The 18872-nt window shown below is 44.5% G+C and carries 11 protein-coding genes and 1 pseudogene; 5 read left to right on the plus strand and 7 right to left on the minus strand.

Annotated elements, in window-relative coordinates:
• Nucleotides 1-13: 13 nt before the first annotated feature.
• Together QNI08_RS13170 and QNI08_RS13175 are read right to left on the minus strand one after the other, a co-directional pair.
• Entirely contained in the window at nt 14-2020 is a 2007-nt protein-coding gene (locus tag QNI08_RS13170) for a penicillin-binding transpeptidase domain-containing protein (protein WP_285767883.1), read from the minus strand.
• Between the two features lie 298 nt (nt 2021-2318).
• Nucleotides 2319-3758: a hypothetical protein gene (locus QNI08_RS13175; RefSeq protein WP_285767884.1), complete on the minus strand. Its 1440-nt coding sequence runs from the start codon at nt 3756-3758 to the stop codon at nt 2319-2321.
• Nucleotides 3759-4212: 454 nt separating this feature from the next.
• Between QNI08_RS13175 and QNI08_RS13180 the strand changes: the two genes are divergently transcribed.
• A complete protein-coding gene (locus tag QNI08_RS13180; protein ID WP_285767885.1) occupies nt 4213-4359 on the plus strand; it encodes a hypothetical protein in 147 nt (48 codons plus the stop codon).
• A 28-nt stretch (nt 4360-4387) separates the two neighbouring features.
• On the opposite strand, the gene QNI08_RS13185 is transcribed toward QNI08_RS13180, so the two are convergent.
• Nucleotides 4388-4705 (minus strand): hypothetical protein, encoded by a 318-nt coding sequence (locus tag QNI08_RS13185; RefSeq protein WP_285767886.1) that lies wholly within the window; start codon nt 4703-4705, stop codon nt 4388-4390.
• Between the two features lie 542 nt (nt 4706-5247).
• Here QNI08_RS13185 and QNI08_RS13190 point away from each other — a divergent pair.
• From QNI08_RS13190 to QNI08_RS13200, 3 genes are all read left to right on the plus strand, one after another.
• Nucleotides 5248-6141, plus strand: a complete 894-nt coding sequence (locus QNI08_RS13190) for a helix-turn-helix domain-containing protein (RefSeq protein WP_285767887.1) — start codon at nt 5248-5250, stop codon at nt 6139-6141.
• 468 nt (nt 6142-6609) lie between these two features.
• Entirely contained in the window at nt 6610-8232 is a 1623-nt protein-coding gene (locus QNI08_RS13195; protein WP_285767888.1) for an SWIM zinc finger family protein, read from the plus strand.
• The gene (locus QNI08_RS13200) at nt 8225-11197 is read left to right on the plus strand and encodes a DEAD/DEAH box helicase (RefSeq protein WP_285767889.1); all 2973 of its coding nucleotides are present in this window, start codon (nt 8225-8227) and stop codon (nt 11195-11197) included. The genes QNI08_RS13195 and QNI08_RS13200 overlap by 8 nt, the downstream gene beginning before the upstream one ends.
• Before the next feature lie 103 nt (nt 11198-11300).
• Here QNI08_RS13200 and QNI08_RS13205 read toward each other — a convergent pair whose 3' ends face one another.
• Nucleotides 11301-11909 carry a LysE/ArgO family amino acid transporter gene (locus QNI08_RS13205; RefSeq protein WP_285767890.1) on the minus strand — a complete coding sequence of 203 codons (609 nt, stop codon included), beginning with the start codon at nt 11907-11909 and terminating at the stop codon, nt 11301-11303.
• An 88-nt stretch (nt 11910-11997) separates the two neighbouring features.
• On the opposite strand from QNI08_RS13205, the gene QNI08_RS13210 reads away from it, so the two are divergent.
• The gene (locus tag QNI08_RS13210) at nt 11998-13476 is read left to right on the plus strand and encodes an aminotransferase-like domain-containing protein (protein ID WP_285768113.1); all 1479 of its coding nucleotides are present in this window, start codon (nt 11998-12000) and stop codon (nt 13474-13476) included.
• An 81-nt stretch (nt 13477-13557) separates the two neighbouring features.
• On the opposite strand, the gene QNI08_RS13215 is transcribed toward QNI08_RS13210, so the two are convergent.
• The 3 genes and pseudogenes from QNI08_RS13215 to QNI08_RS13220 all read right to left on the minus strand — a co-directional run bounded on the left by QNI08_RS13215 (nt 13558) and on the right by QNI08_RS13220 (nt 18842).
• Nucleotides 13558-13971, minus strand: a complete 414-nt coding sequence (locus QNI08_RS13215; protein ID WP_285767891.1) for a hypothetical protein — start codon at nt 13969-13971, stop codon at nt 13558-13560.
• 875 nt (nt 13972-14846) lie between these two features.
• Nucleotides 14847-14963 (minus strand): annotated as a pseudogene (locus QNI08_RS22525) (hypothetical protein); the annotation flags it as partial.
• A 144-nt stretch (nt 14964-15107) separates the two neighbouring features.
• On the minus strand, nt 15108-18842 hold the full coding sequence (locus QNI08_RS13220; protein ID WP_285767892.1) for a S8 family serine peptidase: 3735 nt from the start codon (nt 18840-18842) through the stop codon (nt 15108-15110).
• Between the last annotated feature and the right edge of the window lie 30 nt (nt 18843-18872).

Genomic DNA, 18872 nt, shown 5'->3' on the forward strand with positions numbered 1-18872 from the left:
ATCCTTTTTCTGTTTACTTCAAGTACTTCTTCAAAACGGGCTTCATTTGATCGACGACGATATGACTGCCGCCTCTTCCCTTAACATCTTCAACCATCCAGGCCATGAGCAGCTCAGGGTCTTCCGTGTCCATGGCTACAAACCAGCCATTTTCCGTTCCATCGGAATTTTTGGAAGCCTTGATTTCGGCCGTTCCCGTTTTGGCTGCGATTTTGATGCCAAGATCATTTATACCATGTCCGCTTCCCTTCGGATGTTCCACTACCTGAGTCAGCATTTTGGTGATCGTATTGGCCTGCTCGGGAGAAATCACGTTATTCTTCCAAATTTCATTTTCCTTTTTATCTCCTGTCAGTAAGGTCGGCTTGACGATGTTTCCTTCATTTAAGAAGGCCGAGTAGGTCATAGCCAGATGAAGCGTGCTCATTTGGACCTGCGCCTGACCATATCCGGCATCAGCCAATCGACCTTCACTGTCAAGTTTACCGATGCTCGATGCCTTGATTGGATAATCGTAGTTCAATGGTTCATCAAAACCGAATGCTTTAAGTCCGCTGTCGAATTTTTCCTTACCAAGCCCCAATGCCTTCTGGGCAAAATAAATATTATCGGAATAAATTAACGCTTTCTCCATATCAATCGGAACACCCGGGTCAGAGACCCTTGTGATGGAATGGTCCTTCCATGTCGATTTGGCCCACGTTTTTCCTTGGATATTGATCGCCTCATTCGGATTCACTCCATTTTTCAAGGCGATCGCTGCCGTAAGGGCCTTTATCGTAGAGCCCGGTGCGAAGGTCGAACTGAAGCGATTAAGCAATGGCTTCCCGGGATCTTCCTCCAGCGCTTTTTGCTCCTCCTTTGTTATCCCAAAAATATATGTATTGGGGTCGAATGAAGGACTTGATACAAGTGCAAGCGTTTCGCCCGTTTTCGGGTCAAGGGCCGTTGCCGAGCCAACTTCGTTTTTATATTGCTTGAAGATATCTTTTTGAAGCTCAGCGTCGATGGTTAATGTAATGGTTTCTCCCTCTTCGGCGGGCTTCTCAGCAATCACTTTTTCTTCGCCAGCATCCGTTTTGATAAAGATCTTGCCGCCCGGCTTTCCCTTCAAGCGTCCTTCCAAAACCTCCTCAAGCCCGCGCTTGCCAATTAGGTCGCTTGCGGTATACCCTTTACCCTGCAATTTTTCCAAATCTTCGGCAGATGCCTCGCCGACATATCCGATCAGATGTGCCGTAGCTTCTTTGTAGGGATATATCCTGGCTTCCGTATTATTGACCGATACCCCGGGAATGTCCAATAGCTTTTCCAAAGTTGCCGCATTATCACTCGACATCTTCTTGATTGGCACGAAATAACCTGGCTTCACCCAAGATTGCTTTAACTTCTTATCCAGCTCTTCGGTGGACATATTGAGCATTCCAGCCACCTTTTTGACCGTTTCCGCTTCGTTTGTCATCTTCTCCGGCACGATCCCCACTTCGGAGACTGTTCCATTCATGGCGAGTCCCCGCTCATTCCGGTCGACTATTTCCCCGCGAATGGCTGGATATGATTGAACCGATATCTTTTCACCAGCTTTCAACTGGGGGAAAATATAGCTTTCATCCCACTTGATGTACCAATTCTCCTCGTCACCCTCGCCTTCCTTGATGAGGGTCGCTTGATGATCAGAGCTGACCGCTCCAGCCAGCGTCGACATGTCAACGGTATAAGCAAGATTTACTTCTTCTCCGTCTTTATGCTTCTTTTCTTCTTTGGGCTGTTTATAATCCACCTTCAATTGGTCGACCTCTATGCCCTTATAGATTTTTTCATAGCGCTCCGCAAATTCATCTGCGCTGATTTTTTTCTTCGTTTCTGGTGACAGGTATTCATACATCTTTTTAAAATCCTGTTTATTCCAAAGCTTGGTGTATGCAGCAAAACGCTCTTCCGGACTTGGCCCATCCGAGCAGCCGGCCAAGAACAGTACGCTCATCAACAATAAGCTGAAAACTAACGCCAATTTCTTCATGAGTTCCTCCTAATGCATAGTAAGAATGATATACATATAGTTTATCAAAATATAAAGGAAATGGGGGAATTTGTATGACCAATTTCTTCATTTTGCTACTTTATCATACTTTTACTAAAACAATAGTCCTGAATGGCGATACTGGCACAGACAGGTCTCTCCTCATGTCGAAATCATCCGATTACCAGGAAGGGAAATGCCGATTTTGGAACGGAAGGCGCACAATTCAGTTCAACCTAAAACAAAAAACCGCAGACCAAAAACATTACCGAATGGTCTGCGGATCCTATGACATGTACTATAGCATTCTTTTTTTGCGGCTTTTTTTCTCATGCAACCATTTTTTCAAGAAGAAAAAGCCCAGGACGGACGAGATGATAAGGCCGCTTGTCGTCACGAATACGGCTACCCATTCATATAAGGTATAATCCATATACGTTTTCCACGGCAATTTCTTCTTCCAATCTTCAATATAAAGATTCATCCCGAATATTCCCGAAATGACCGTATAAATCGTCAAGATCTGCAAAAGGTAATTACTGCTCTTGCCCGATAGTTTATCCTGATTCTGATAAAGGTAAGAAAGCGTTTCTTTCACTTCTTTATATAGAGGGGCAATCCTGAAGGTTTCGTCCGTAATTTTGAAAAGCTCCTTGCCTGCCGCCGTGCTATTAACCTCAGTGAATAAATACTTCGTAGTAAACTCCGTGATCATGAAGATCAGTTGCTCCGTATTGGATTGATCCTTTTCGATATCTATCTGGGAATGCTCATGAACCAGCTTCAGCAGCACAATTTTATAATAAAAGAAAAGCAATACCGAATAAAAGTTTTGGCCGTACATCTCACTTGCCAGCTGTATTTGCAGCTTTCCTTTCGCTTTCGTGACACAAGCGAAATGATACATGCTCGTCACGTAGTAGGTCTCTTCCCCCCACCTGTCATACACCCGCTCCTTGTAAAATTTGTCGATATAAGCCGGGTTGGATGCGCCGACGTATGGCTCCCCATCACCGTCATAGCCGTTCATCTCACTGGCCCGGAATAAATCATTTTTACTGATGACGCGATCATCTGGGAACACAATATAACTGACGACATACATTCTTTCATCGATAAAGAAGGGCAGGCTGCCGAAATAGGTGGAATCGGTCTGCTGTTCATCGATAAATTCCTCCAGCGGCGGCATTAATTCATTGAAAATGAAGTCCTTTACTTGTTCATACTGATTTTTCCTACAGCCCACTTTTGTCTTCTGTTCATCATCAGCAATCGGTTCAAGTATTCGAAATGTATCGGAAAAATAAAGAACATCATCGTATGAAAGTCCTTCAGGCAGTGTAACACGCAGATTCATCATGCCGATATGGAACGGGCATATGAAAATATCAATAGAATCAATAATGAAGGATGTATTTAAAAAGGGGGACACGAAGGTACAATCAATATCGAGCTTTTTCGTAAAACGGCGCAATCCTTCTTTTTCTTTCAGATGTGCTGGAAATAGGATCGGCTCGATGTAGGGCATGAAATACTTTTCCAAGTTACGGTGTGATATCTTGTGTTCACCGTAGAAATGGCCTTGCTGTTCCATATCTCTCAGGTTCAAGAAGACGAAATTGTCTTCCAGCATCTTTCCCACGAACTTTTCGATTTTATTCCCTTCAAGAGTGAACGGAAAGAGGTATTGCTGGAAACTTTGCTTCGTTGGATCATTTTTTTCTAGCTTCACTTCCATGATCATATTCCTCCGATTAGCCTGGAGTGCTCAAAACCCCACTCATCTTGTTTCTTATGTTTACCCAAGTATACGTAAACAAAACGGAACATATTATAGAAATAAAATGGACAACTTACCAAAAAAATCCCCCAAGCGAACGCTAGGGGGCCATCGAAAAGGGTTCTTCAACCCTCCTCACTTTAGGGTACTAGAAACTGAAGTTTCTAATGAAAAATCCGATATTCGGATCATTTTAGCATGTATTTCCAAGATGATAAACCACGGAAATCCTTCATATTTCGGCTTCCGGACGCTTTAACGGACAACCCTTCCCCCTATTCATTGACTGACGGTCGAATTTATAACTATAGGAATAATCATGTATTTTTTTCGATCGACAGCCCAGCCACTTTGAAATCATGTTTCATATAGACGGTAAGGGGTAAATGAATAGTAGCAAAGGAGAGTCATCATGAAACCAAAAAACAATGAGCAACCCTTCAAATTTTTTAAAAAAGCAAATGATTCTAAGCCGACTGAAAGAAAACAAATGAGCGATTTCATCAAAAGAATGAAGATGAATGGGCACGACTCTCATTTAAATGGTAAAAACTCATGACACACTGAACGGTCATGAGTTTTTGCGGTTAAAAGGCTATTTCAGTTCCCTTCAGGCTGTGCTTCACACATTTTTTGATACCGATTACACTCAAAAAATGTTGTATTTTCTTCATGGAGGTTGCCTGATATTCATCTACAATCGAAAATTCTTTAATATAAGCGATTTTTCCCTGTACATCCGTATCTATATGATCTTGGTTGCATTCTTCTTCTTTTGATTCTTCGCAAGTGTACACTACAGCCTCACCAATTTTCCTGGTCGCCTCATCAAAATAAAAAGAAAACACAATGGCACATTCATCATCGTAAAAAGAGGGTTGAACTTTCATATTAATATCTATCATTAACCTTACACCTCTCTCCGTTTTGTTATATACACTATAACAAAACCCATAAAGGGAAATAGGTGTTCCAAACTACGCTCCCGTTTCTTTTACACCCTCCAAATGGACCTTACATCCACCTGGCATGGATAATTATAACTACAGGAATATGCGCAAAAGAATAATCTCCGGGAGAATTAAAAAAACATCTTCATAAGAAGATGCTTAATGGGCTTAATGAATGCACCAATTCTTATTTATATAAACCTGGAAGTTCTGCGTAAAGGCCTGGCAATTCAGTAGGTACGATTACGATGGCAGCGATGATAAGAAAAGATACGACTAATGCTTTAGTACTTTTTTTCATAGGTCAAACCTCCTTTTCTTTTAAAAAAATATTGGTTAAAATAGAAATAAATTCTATAGTTATATTTAACCACAATTGATTAAACTAGATATTTTAGCTAAGGAATCTATTTAAACCGTTAAGGGCATGTACATACAGTTTTCACCGATTTTTCATAACAAAATATAACTCTAGGCATATTTTAAGGAGAATCATAATGGATTTTTTTGCAGTTGGACAAAAGATCAAAGAGCTACGTAAACAAATCGGACTTTCCCAGGAAGAGCTAGCATCCGGTATTTGTACACAAGCACAGATCAGCAAGATTGAAAAAGGCGATGTCTATCCATATGCGTCCACTCTTTACCTGATTTCTCAACGCCTAGGCGTTGATGTAAACTACTTTTTCGATATCGGGATGACACCTAGGCTGGATTACGTGGAAGAAGTGATCTATCAATTAAAGATAGCCAGACGGACGCGGAATTATGAGGAAATGCAGCAAATCGTAAAAGCCGAGGAAAACAGTCCCCTATTCCTGCAGAATAAAAAGAATCACCAATTGATTCTTTGGCACAAAGGGATCTACGAATACGAAAAAAATAAAGATTTAGAAAAGGCCATTGAATTTATTTACAGGGCCATTGCCATCACCCATACTACGGAAAAAATTTATTCGGAACGCGAGCTTGAAATTTTAAGCAGCCTCGGTGTCATGTATGTGGCCGAGGAACAGTATGAGAATGCATTCACCTTGCTAAAGAAAGCTTTGGACCACTTGAAGGCAATCCCATTCCTGACAGATAAAACGCTGAAGACCCGCCTTTCCTATAATTTCGGCAGGGTATTAACGCGGCTTGGACGCCATGAAGAGTCGATTGCCTGCTGCCAGGAATCCATAAAATGGTGCCTTGAACATGATCAATTATATGCCTTGGCCGATTTGCATTACCATTTAGGCTACAATCTTGAACTGGTAGGAAATTTTAAAGAAGCAAAAGAGTACTTGGAAAAGTCAGCCTTTCTCTTCTCGTTGCAAAAAAATCATGCTTTTGTCACCTTCATCAACAAAAAGCTGGAAAACTGGAAAAATGAAATGAAAATAAACTGATTTTTTTATTCTAGAGCCATTCCCCGCGGGAGTGGCTCTTTCCCCTCAATTCATGATCGACTCTCGCTCATCAGCTTCAAATTTCACGCCAAAATGAAGTATAATAAAGAGATGCTTCAAAAATCGACCTATTAAAAAGGATCACTCCCTCCCCTGCCTCATGTTTCACTGAGGGGAGGCAGGATGATCCAGGCCTTTCGCAACCATGAAATCCATCGATCAGATAACTTATATTCAAGGGCATTTTTGACGATATTGACTTCTACGGGAGTTAAATGAAAATTCGGAGTGCCGATGTGAATGATTTGTACATCCTTATGGAATAATCCGGAAAGAGAGTGCCGTGAAATAGGCAGCCTAAACTCATGCAAACGCATCAATATAATACGATTGTTACGGCACTGATCATTCATGATCAGGCAAAAATATAATGTTGGTAAACAGGGGTAGACCCTGAAGGAGGAGAGTATGGAGCGGGAGTTGTTGTTAGTTGGGGAGCGGCTGGCGGAGTTTTTGGAGGCCGGGAATCCAGATGATTCGGACGTGGTGAATCAAGGGCTCCATTTATACCGTCAGGGGCTTGTTGAAATTAAAGAAGAAGTGGCAGATACGATAGCGGCCGAGGTACAGGACGTAACGCGCCATAAGGCCAGGCTGAACCTCATCTTCCCTCAAGAGGGCAGCTGCACATGTGAGTCAAGGTTCATTTGCCGGCATCAATTGGCCGTTTTCTTTTCAGCGTACTCCGAACACGCTAGTGTTTCCGACTGGCTGGCCGAATGGAAAGCACCTAAGATGGAATCGGCCTCCCAGGCGCTGCAGCAAGTTAAACGTGCAAGTGAATTACTGAAACAAGCAGAGGAAAATTCAATCATTTTAGATAAAAGCTATCCATCATGGAAGCGATTCGTGGAAGTCACCTTTTCGGACCATGTTGAACCCCATATCGGCGAGCCGAACTATATGATTGAAAACCATATACAAACTTACTTCAAGCGCCTTAGTTCCAAAGCTCCGATGGAAAGGGAGTGGAAACTGCTCTACCAGTTCGTAACGAAATTTTGCACACTGCAGCTGACACTGAGAATGATTCAGCTGCACAAAAGCCAGACCCAGACGATCAGGGTCTTTTATGCACTTGCTGTCGACCTGGCTGAGGAATTGCATGAAACAGTGCAGCCCCTTAGCCGGCAAGCGAGACCCTTTGCCTTTGACCCCTTCGTTTTCAGCATCAAGGAAGATGTAGCTAAGCTGCTGGACGGCGGATTCGGTCTTGAATATGAAAAAATCGATCTCTACAGAGAAATTTGGAGTTACTTATTCTCCAACTCTTCATGGCGCAGAGAAGAGCTTGAACGAATCAAGGCAGATATTCCGGACAAATACATGGGTACGACTGAGAGGACGTCCTACACACTTGCAGCCATTCATCTATCACTTCTGGAGAACCAGGACAGCCAGGCAATCGGGCTTCTCCATGAATTGAAGAAGGATGCCTGTCCATACATTTTCTACTGGCTGAATCTCCTGGCTGAATCAGATCGGTCACGCAGCATTCCTTTCATCGAATTCATCATTGCGAATGTCCAGGAGTTCCTCGCAGAATTATCCGATTATTATCAGCGGGTGGATTTCGTGAGGACCTTTACGACTTTGGTCAGCAGTTGCTGCTTTAAATTGAAACGAACGGATTTACTCGAGAAGTTTTACAGAGCTACCCTTCCGCACAGCTATTGGAACTATGCAAATTTCCTTTTCGAACAAGGACAATACAAAAAATGGGTGGAGATGCATATTTACTCTGAAATCAGCATTGACTTAATCAGCAGTGAGTCCATCAAGGAAGTTGTTTCTAAAGAACCAGAGCTAATCCTGCCCCTTTACTATCATGCAGTACAGGAAAAGGTTTCGTTAAAAAACAGGCCCGCCTATAAGCAAGCCGTCCGTTATTTAAAAAAGATGCGCACCATCTATAAAAAGACGAAAAAGGAAGACAGCTTCGAACGCTATATCTTATATGTAGCCGATTCAACCAAACGGCTTCGCGCTTTCCAAGAAGAATTAAAAAGGGGTAAGCTTATCGATGTTTAATCCAGGAAAATTAAAAATCAAAATAGCGGCTCTCGAAAACGGGTCCTATGCCCTAGGTGCCGTCAATGAGGATAATGCCTTCCTCAACACGAATCATATACGCAGGCTGCTCTTCAATTGGGATGACGCAAGCTTTTATGGGACGAAAATGACTACGGATACGATCGATGGCAATCCTGTATTCATTCTGGATGCGTGGGGACTTCTCAATTTTTTTGCGAAGGAGAGTTTCAACTCCTTCATAGAATGGGAATGGTCCGAAATCTCGTCGCTTTGCCTGGCGGCGGCACCCGTTCTGCATGAATCCATTGAGGCGGGCATCCCAGTGCCCGATTTCACCAATCTGCAGCTGGACTCCATTGGCTGGAAGCTTCCCGAAGAAGTCGAGGAGGAATTCGTCCCTTCATTTTGGGAGGAAAGCATCGTGTTAGACCTCCCCGCTCCAGAGGCCGAAACGAATCGGACATTCATCGAAAAGTGGTATAACGGTGCCGCTAACATGTACTTAAAGAATTATTCACCCATGCACCATAAGTGGAGCGAGGCTGTTGGCGCATTAAAGGATTCAAGATTATCACCTGAAGAACTACAGGCATTTTTTGATAAAGAGAGCTGGCAGGAATGGTTAGGGGCAAAGCCCGATCCGAAGCCCTTCACCATTGGCCTCCGGTTAACGGAGCCTCCTGACGGCAATGGGCCCTGGGTACTCGACGTCACCCTTCGATCCAAGAGGGATGAAACGATCGTTGAAACCTATACCGGGAAAAAACTGCCGCGCGGCTGGAACAAGTATGCCAGCGATGTGGTACGGGCCACGAAACGCTGGCAGCTCATCGTGCCCTGGCTTGGAGAGAATGGCCGTCTGAAAAGGGAGATATCGGAAACGGACGCATGGGAGTTCTTGACCGATGCTAGTGAAAAGCTTCTGTTCCTTGGCGTCGAAATCCTCCTTCCCTCCTGGTGGCTTGCCCTGAAGGAATCCTCCCTGAAGGTGAAGGCGAAAGTAAAGAGCCAATCCAACCGCGGCCCTTCCTATGTAGGGCTGAAAGCTTTAATGGATTTTGATTGGCGCTTCTCATTAAATGGCAAGGAGCTCACCGAGGCGGAGTTCGCGGAGCTCGTCGACCAAAAAAGACGGCTTGTCTTCATCCGCGGTCAATGGGTCAAGCTTGATCCGGCTTTCATAAAGCAAATACAGGTATTGATGGAAACAGCCAATGAAAAAGGGATACAGCTGTCAGACTTGCTGCAGCAGGAGTTATTGAATGGCGAAAATGAAGATGGAGTGATCGACTCGGAAAATGAGGATATGCTCCGCATTCAATTCGAGCTGAACCAGGAGCTCCGTAAGATGGTCGGAAGGCTCAGGGAAACCAAAAACATATCCGTCCTTCCCGTCCCCGATGAACTTCAGGGCGACCTGCGTCCCTATCAAAAGCTGGGCATGAGCTGGCTGCTTTTCTTGAGGGAGCACGGTTTTGGCGCTTGCCTTGCAGACGATATGGGGCTGGGGAAAACGGTGCAGATGATTGCCTACCTGCTTCATGTTAAAAACAAGGAAGGCGCAGGTAACGAGCTGCCCGCAGCATCCAGCGGCGAACAAAAGCGTGAAACGATCATCGTCGAAGAGGAAGTTGGCGCAGGGGTCAGTGACGCTGAAGATATCATTGCTTCTACTCCTGAACCTGTTTCCGTGCAATCTGCGCTCATCGTCTGCCCTACGTCGGTCCTTGGCAACTGGCAGAAGGAATTGGAAAAATTTGCACCGACACTTAAAGTCCACCTTCATTACGGATCGAATCGATCGAAGGGTGAGGCATTTGCAAAAAAAGCCGCACAGCACGATATTGTGCTGACATCATACGGCCTGACGCATCAAGATATCCCTGAGCTAACCTCGATCCAATGGAGCAGCGTCATCCTGGACGAAGCGCAAAACATCAAGAATGCCCAAACCAAGCAATCCAAGGCAGTCCGCAAGCTCAATGGGCGGCACCATATCGCCTTATCGGGTACACCAATGGAAAACCGCTTAAGTGAGCTTTGGGCGATTTTTGACTTCATTAACAAAGGATATCTTGGAACGCTCGGCCAATTTCAGGAAAAATATGTGGCCACGATCGAACGGGATGACCAAAAAGATAAAATCAAGGAATTGCAGCGTTTAATCCAGCCGTTCCTGCTTCGCCGGACAAAACGGGATAAAGATGTCGCACTTAATCTTCCCGATAAGCAGGAGCAGAAGGAATTCGTTCCGCTTACCACCGAGCAAGCATCATTGTATGAACAGCTGATCAAGGATACCTTCACTGATATTGAACAGCTGTCAGCCTTTGAACGAAAAGGCATCATCTTGCAGATGCTGAATAAGCTGAAGCAGCTTTGCAATCACCCAGCGCTTTATTTAAAAGAGCTTGATAAGGAAAACATCATGAAGGCGGCAAATCGATCCGGTAAGCTCGAGAAGCTTACCGAGCTTGTTGATGCCGTCCGCGAACAGGAAGAAAGCTGCCTCATTTTCACTCAATATATCGGGATGGGCAACATGATGAAAGAATTGCTGGAGAAACGGTATAACATCGAAGTTCCATTCCTGAACGGAAGTGCGAACAAGAAGCAGCGCGACGAAATGATTACACGCTTCCAAGATGGCGAATTTCCCATCTTCATCCTTTCATTAAAAGCCGGCGGCACTGGCCTTAACCTTACGGAAGCAAACCACGTGATCCATTATGACCGTTGGTGGAATCCGGCTGTCGAGAATCAGGCGACGGACCGTGCTTACCGAATTGGACAGCAGCGGTTCGTTCATGTTCATAAGTTAATCTGTACAGGGACACTGGAAGAAAAAATCGATCAAATGCTCGATAAAAAACAAGCATTGAACGACGAAATCATCAGCAGTGACAACTGGATCACCGAACTTTCCACAGAGGAAATCAAGGATCTGGTCGCTCTTCAATAGGATCAAGATCGATCTGCTAACGAAAAGGGAGAATGCCGATACTACCGGCATTCCCCTTTTTCGTTTACGTTGACCGTACCATCCGCTTATTAGTGCCAGTGATTCAAAAAACCGAACGTATCATATAGAGAGCCGTAATCCAGATGACGATGGCGGAAATTTTATTTAACAACCCTAGGAACGTTCCGGATGAATCCAACTTTTTCAGCAGTCTCCCTGCAAAACATAGTCCATGGAACCAGCACCATGACACCGCGATGCAGGTTGCCGTGAATATCATTTTATCCGTTCCTGAATAAACAAGCGAGCTCGAACCGATGACACCGATCGTATCCAAGATTGCGTGTGGATTCAGCAATGATACCGATAAAGCGAAGGCAATTTGTTTTTTCGCAGGCATTTGCTTTGATTGATTATCTGCCTGTGGATCGGCAGCGGAAGACCAAATCTGGAATCCCATATACAGCAGGAATAGGACTCCAATAATGATTAAGGTCAGACGGAGCCAGTCATATTGCACGACAAGCAACGAAACGCCCATAATGGCCAACAATATGAGTAATGTATCACATAGGGCAGCTGTAATCGTGGCAGGCAATGCTTTTTTTATGGTCGGCTGGATTGCCCCTTGATTGAAAATAAATACATTTTGCGCTCCTAATGGCAGGATCAGGCCCAATGCCAATAATAACCCATGAAAAAATGGTCCCATTCGAATACCTTCCTCCTTCAATTTCAGTATAATGAAAAAAACAAGGGAATTGACCATCCATTTAGGAGAGCTTCCACCCAACCAATTAATGCCGAACCGACAGGAAAGGAGTGAGTTTTGCATCGTTATCGAATGGAGACCAAACCGGAAAATAAGCATATCCCTTCACCAGCAAATAGTGGATTGGATGAAACAACAAATTACAAGGGGCGAATGGCCAGTGGCGACCAAGCTTCCGTCGCAACGCTCATTGGCCGGAACTTTTGGCGTAAACCGCAGTACGATCATATCGGCCATCGATGAGCTGATGGCAGACGGACTATTGGATACGAAGTCAGGATCCGGCACGTTCGTATCCAATAACACCTGGAACGTGTTAGCAGCAAGAAAGCAGCCCGACTGGAGCAACTATGTGCGCAACGGCCTGCATGAACCTAATTTACAGACGATTCAAGACATCAATCTCCATGAAGCGGACACCTCCATGATCAGATTGGGCACTGGTGAGCTTTCCCCATCACTTTTGCCCGTAACAAAAATCGAGCAGACGCTGCAATCCACCGCCTTTGATGCATTCTCATTAGGATACTCCGAGCCCAAGGGCGATAAAAGGCTGCGGCAAAGCATTAGTGATCATTTAAAGGAAAAAGGCGTGACCGTAAGTCCGAGCTCGCTCATGATCGTCTCCGGAGGGCTGCAGGCACTCCAATTGATTGCAGTTGGCCTGCTTCCAAAAGGATCATTGATTTTACATGAGTCACCTTCTTATTTGAATTCGGTTCACCCCTTTCAATCTGCTGGCATGCATTTGGCCGGCCTATCAAAACAAGGCAGGGACAATATCCGGAGACAAATAAAGCGGATCAATGGGAAGCAGAAAGCGTCACTTTTCTATACGGTTCCAACGTTTAACAACCCAACCAACGCAACATGGACAAAGGAAGAAAGGCTGGACCTTCTATCCATATGCAAAAACGAACAAATTCCCATTATTGAAGATGACGTTTATCGTGATTTATGGTTTGAACATGAACCGCCGCCACCCTTAAAATCCTTTGATACAGATGGCCTGGTTTTGCACATCGGCAGTATGTCGAAAACTTTGAGCCCAGGATTGCGCATCGGATGGATCGCTGGACCGATGCCAGTAATTGAACGGTTATCGGATATTAAAATGCAGATGGACTACGGCTCAAGTGCACTTTCGCAGCAACTTGTAGCCACATGGCTCTCCAATGGCCATTATTCCCATCATTTAGAATGGCTGCGGCGTGAATTGATGGCACGCAGGGATTTTACATTGGCTCTTCTCAAGCAATATTTTGAAGGAATTTCCAAATGGCAAACACCTCAAGGCGGTTTTTATATATGGGTAGAAATATGCAAACCAATTGTAAATCCAACCCTTTTCAAGCTAGCGATAAAAAATCACCTACTCATCAATCCCGGTTACATATATGAACCAAATAACCATACGCATATAAGGCTCTCGTACTCATATGCCTCTGAAGAACAACTGGATTACGGAATTCGAACCCTATCGAAAATCATCAGGCGATTGATTTAACGGCATCGACACAACTTGTGGCTTCAAATTCGCCAACCGACCAAGAAAAAGGCTGCCTCGGCAGCCCCTTCTTACTACGCTTTAAAATCGGCTCACCCTTTCACTTTTCTTCTCACTCAAATTGTTGATGAAAAAGGAATGATGATCCCCATGATCGATCATGATATGCTCCAGAATTGCAGTAAGTGCACTGCCTTTATTTAGCTGGTGTTCTTCCGGAATCTCTTCGATCGTAATCATTTCTTTATGCGGGTCATATTGAATCGATGTTCTGGCACCCTTTTCCAGGAAAGAAAGGGTCACTAACTGGCACAGTGGGTAATGTTGATAAGTTGGATCCATGGGGGGCTTGTTTTCAAAGGGAGAACTGACATGTTGGAGCGCATCAAAAAATCCTGGTTTTGCCAAGGAAGCCGAACTGCTTTCCCTTCCTTCAAGCTTCACTGTAATTCCCCGAACATCCTCCTTATTGCTCGAGTCTTTCTTATAATTCATAAACACCCTCCTTATTTTGATTCTTTATACCTAATTCTTTTCTACCGCCCAAATTACCTGCTAAATTATAATTTTTTTCATTTAACCCAATAAACGTTTTTAAAAACTGCTCCATACATCTGTTATAGTAAGCCAAAAAGTCTGTTAGCTATGGAACGAAGGGAGCAAGAATCCTGCGGGAAACGCGGTCAAGGGAAGACACCGCAGGCACAAGCCGATGAGGCTAACGGAACGCCCTTACGAGTTTAGGCTTTACATGGATTTGTAGCGGGTTTTCTTGAAGATTGCTATTTTTAAGCGCCCATTAGGGCCGTTTCTCGTCGATTACTTGCGTTATCCTCAAATTCGGCCTGGGTTCCCGACATCATCACTGCTTCCTTTCACCATTTCGGGGCGTTACTCGTCAATTTAGCGACTTTACTCGCCAGTTCGGCACTTTTACTCGCCAATTTAGCGACTTTACTCGCGAATTTCGTGCTTTTACTCGCGAATTTATACCTTGCATTGAATTTGTGGCGGGTTTTCTTGAAGATTGCTATTTTTAAGCGCCCATTAGGGCCGTTTCTCGTCGATTACTTGCGTTATCCTCAAATTCGGCCTGAGTTCCCGGCATCATCACTGCTTCCTTTCACCATTTCGGGGCGTTACTCGTAATTTAGCGACTTTACTCGCCAGTTCGGCACTTTTACTCGCCAATTTAGCGACTTTACTCGCGAATTTCGTGCTTTTACTCGCGAATTTAGACCTTGCATCGAATTTGTGGCGGGTTTTCTTGAAGATTGCTATTTTTAAGCGCCCATTAGGGCCGTTTCTCGTCGATTACTTGCGTTATCCTCAAATTCGGCCTGAGTTCCCCGCATTACCACTGCTTCCTTTCACCATTTCGGGGCGTTACTCGCCAATTTAGTTACTTTACTCGCCAATTCGGCACTTTTACTCGCCAATTTAGCGACTTTACTCGCCAATTCGGCACTTTTACTCGCGAGTTTAGATGTTCACTGTGAATGTACAATTCGACCAAACTATAGGCAGTGATTTCGAGCAGATTGGAATGCAAGGGTCAAGAATCAAAACCAAAAAAAACTGTAGACAAACTCCATCATTACCCGAGTTTGTCCACAGTATGGCCTTTTGGACTATTTCTTAGCTTTCACTATGTTGTATTCCTTCTTCGATTCGTTGCCAGCAAGATCGGTCACTTTAAATTCAATCTTGTTGTTGCCTGATTTGAGCGGCAGTTCCAATTTCTTTATCTCTTTCTTAAAAGCTCTCATTTTGTATGGTTCCTTGAACTCATTATAGAAAACTTCATTTCCGTTCAAGTAAAGGCGGATTTCATCGAAATTATCCTCGACCGTCACGTCCACCTTCGGATTTTTCGCTTTTGCTCCTACAGTTGCCGGTACGCCTTTAACCTTCAAGCCCGGTTTTGTCGTATCAACCATGATCACCTTTTTAAACGAAACCGTGTTATCCCAATTGTCTGTGGCTTTGACCGTCATGCTTTGAACGCCATCTGCATACTTCTTATCATAAGAGAATTCATACTTTTTAGTCGTTTTGTTATACGTTACAGGGACCGATTGATTATCAATCTTAAATTCCTTGATTTTCGATGCTTCCTCGATTTCTCCCGTTATGTTGATTTTACTTTTATTGCTCACGCTCAAGGTTTCAGGACTTTTAATTTTCACAGCCGGTGCATAATTATCGATTGGCGCCGTATCCTTGGCTAATTCCGTTTCAGCCACTTTTTCATTGCCTGCATTGTCAATCGCCACCACCTGTACCTTTTCCCCTCTTACATCAGGCAGGGTGAATTGTTTCGAAGTCGCCGGAAGCTCCTTTTCCACGATTGATTTTCCATCGATCTGTACATCATAATAAGCAATTCCCGAACCATTCAGATTATCTTTACCTTGGATCGTCAATACATTACCGCTTTTCGAAATTCTGACCGTCGGCTTTACCGTATCGATTCTGACCGGCATTTTAAATGTCTGCCATTGTGCACCTTCGTAATCTATCATCGCTTTGATTTCAAAATAATAGACACCATCTTTTGCGGAGGCATTATTGACCTTCCCATCCCATTTCCGTGCTGAATCAAGCGTATAAGCAGTGCCTTCCCCGCCATCGTAATAGTTCTTGCGTACATTATTCTCCGTGCGAAGTTTACGTACCTGTTTGTTTTCACCATTCAATATAGTGTATTCTACCTTTTTTGCATTCCTCAAGAATGATAGAATCGGCACGAAGTCATCCTTTGCACCATCACCATTTGGGGAAATTGCAATCCGTTTGCTGTTGAATGTATCTGATGCAGGGTCGTAGCCAAGGTAATCGAAATCTTTACCTACTGTCGTTGCTGCCCCTGCCGCGCCATAGAAAGACTCTTTGTCGTATTTGGTTCCATCAAGGATCGGTGCCTTATCCCACTCTCCCTTGAACCCTACGTACGGCACATGCAGCTCCGGATTGATGTCGGCTGGATCCTTTAAAGTAACGAATCCTTCCGCAAAGTATCCATTCGGAAAGACCTTGTTGATGTCGACAAGCGTCTTAAGATCATCGCCAAGCACTTTTGCTTTGGATATGTCGACTTTCACTTCGAATGTAACCGATTTTTTTGCTGGTACGGTTATCTTGTTCGTATCTTTATTATTGATTTTGATTGAAGCGTCCTTTATTTCCTGTGCCTCCAATTGATGAGCGGAATAGCCGAGTTGACCCTGGATGCTATAATCCGTTTGGAGATTTCCTTTTACATCATATTTGACTGCTTTGTTGCTGAAATTCTCTACCTTCAAGCTAAAGGCGAATGTATTGCCGACCTCTTTCATGGCTACCTTCGCTTCTTTCGTGGAAGCCTCTGTGACGATGGCTGGCGTGGACAATGCTGAATGAAGCTGCATGACCCCGGCGCCCTGCCTGCGTGGCGAATAAGGATTATCCCAGCCGAACGCCTTATTGACGACCCCTTGATCCTTCACTGGTCTTGACGTGTTCATCATTAGGTTCTTAGCCAAATTGGTTCGGGCCTGCCCTGTTAATTTAAAGTCTTTGTCCACCCTTTCTAAAACAAGGGCAGAGCCGCCGGCAACATGCGGTGCCGCCATCGAGGTACCACTCATCATCCCGTATTCATCATTGTTCAAGGTCGAGTATATTTGCCCGCCCGGAGCAGTGATTTCTGGTTTGAAGTCCAAATTCGGGGCAACGCCCCATGAGCTGAATGCACTCATTTTCCCGGCTTCCGGATTTGCCGATTTTATTTTACCGCCCTTGAAGCTGACTTTTACCTTTTCTCCGGCAGTTAAGGCCGTTTTCAGCTTGGCTCCATCGGATTTCAACATGAACAGCTGGGGAATCGTGATGCTTGCATCTGTCGCCATCGAAATGTAACCGTCGGCATTATTATAAATGATTACGCCTGCAGCACCTGCTGCCTGGGCATTTTTGGCTTTATCGATAAAAGAAAGCGTGCCGCGCTCGATGAGGGCGAACTTGCCTTTCACGTCCACTTTCGAAAGCTCCTCTGGCGACCCAATCCCTGCAGCAACCAAGTCATACGTTTTTTCCTTTAACGCATTCGGATGTACGCTTGACGCCGACATGAACGGAGACTTGCCTTCTTGACCGCCAATATCATAGGTAACCGCATCCAAATCCATAAAGTTATTCTCGACGGATGCCACTTGGACCGAGTCATAAGCAAGACCAGGTGAACCTGATACACCTATATCGGGGTTGGAGGCTGCTGGATTGGCAAATCCGTTGCCGAAGTGGGCCGAGTTCCCAGCCGAGATCGACATGATTATCCCATTATCTACAGCTCTCGATACCGCCTGCTGCTCGGGATCGTCCTCGGATACGAATCCTGCAGTCGAGCCAAGGCTCATATTCAGTACATCCGCCCCTAAAATGATGGCATCGTCAATGGCCTTGATATAAATATCTCCCCAAGTCGTCTTCATGGCAGGATCATTACCGAAGACCTTCAAAGCAAGCAGCTGAGCTTCAGGGGCAACCCCTTTTATTCCGCCGTGCGCTTCATCTCCATTGGCACCAGCCGTTCCTGCCACATGCATCCCGTGCATCGAGGCCCCCTCACCAAGATCAAGGATTTCTTCATTTTCATCCATGTAATTGTAGCCATATGGCACCTTAGGCGTATAGTAGTTGCCTAATAGGTGGCTTGACTTCTTGATCGCCTTTATTTCACTTTCACTCAGCTCTGCCTTATTCTCATCGTCGAGGACCATATCGCGGTGTGAAGGATCGATTCCGGTATCGATGATTCCAATGACCATCCCTTCCCCTTTATAGCCATATTCCCGCCAAGCTTCCTGGGCTTGGACCAGTTCTTTACTATAAATCATATCGGGCTTCTCGACCGGACGTTCGTATTCGTTCGCTATATGTACTTCAGCAACTTCCGGCATGGCCTCCACCTTTTTGATTTCACCATACTCTATTTCACCGCTGAATCCATTGACTACTGTCGTAAAGCTTTCAAGTTCCTTGAATGCTATTTTTTTCTCTTTCACCTTAGTTTTCAATTTCTTCTGGTTTGCCAGCTTTTCAGACTTTAATTGTTGCTTCTTGCTTTTCGATAACTGTTTGAATAGCTTGCCTTCCTTGGAAGCTATATCTATAGCGGGCGCTTCCTTCATTTCAACGATCACCCTGACTTTTTCGTCACTTTTATAATTCTTTCCCATGCCATCTTTCTGCAGCTTGAGGATGCTCTGCTGATTCTTCTTCCCTTCGCCAGAGCCGCTCGGAGCATTCGGGAGCTTGGCTGCGGAAACGCTTGCAGTAAATACTAATAGAAAGATTGCTAGAATGGACAAGCTACGTTTAATCAATGAACTTTTCCTCCTCTAAAATAATCAATA

It is taken from the genome of Peribacillus folii (assembly GCF_030271255.1).
GTDB lineage: Bacteria > Bacillota > Bacilli > Bacillales > DSM-1321 > Peribacillus.

Excerpts from the sequence above, each read along its gene's own strand:
- QNI08_RS13215 (WP_285767891.1), bottom strand. The coding sequence starts at position 13,971 with ATGAATTATAAGAAAGACTCGAGCAATAAGGAGGATGTTCGGGGAATT.
- QNI08_RS13175 (WP_285767884.1), bottom strand. The coding sequence starts at position 3,758 with ATGGAAGTGAAGCTAGAAAAAAATGATCCAACGAAGCAAAGTTTCCAG.
- QNI08_RS13185 (WP_285767886.1), bottom strand. The coding sequence starts at position 4,705 with ATGATAGATATTAATATGAAAGTTCAACCCTCTTTTTACGATGATGAA.
- QNI08_RS13190 (WP_285767887.1), top strand. The coding sequence starts at position 5,248 with ATGGATTTTTTTGCAGTTGGACAAAAGATCAAAGAGCTACGTAAACAA.
- QNI08_RS13210 (WP_285768113.1), top strand. The coding sequence starts at position 11,998 with ATGCCGAACCGACAGGAAAGGAGTGAGTTTTGCATCGTTATCGAATGG.
- QNI08_RS13200 (WP_285767889.1), top strand. The coding sequence starts at position 8,225 with ATGTTTAATCCAGGAAAATTAAAAATCAAAATAGCGGCTCTCGAAAAC.
- QNI08_RS13180 (WP_285767885.1), top strand. The coding sequence starts at position 4,213 with ATGAAACCAAAAAACAATGAGCAACCCTTCAAATTTTTTAAAAAAGCA.
- QNI08_RS13205 (WP_285767890.1), bottom strand. The coding sequence starts at position 11,909 with ATGGGACCATTTTTTCATGGGTTATTATTGGCATTGGGCCTGATCCTG.
- QNI08_RS13170 (WP_285767883.1), bottom strand. The coding sequence starts at position 2,020 with ATGAAGAAATTGGCGTTAGTTTTCAGCTTATTGTTGATGAGCGTACTG.
- QNI08_RS13195 (WP_285767888.1), top strand. The coding sequence starts at position 6,610 with ATGGAGCGGGAGTTGTTGTTAGTTGGGGAGCGGCTGGCGGAGTTTTTG.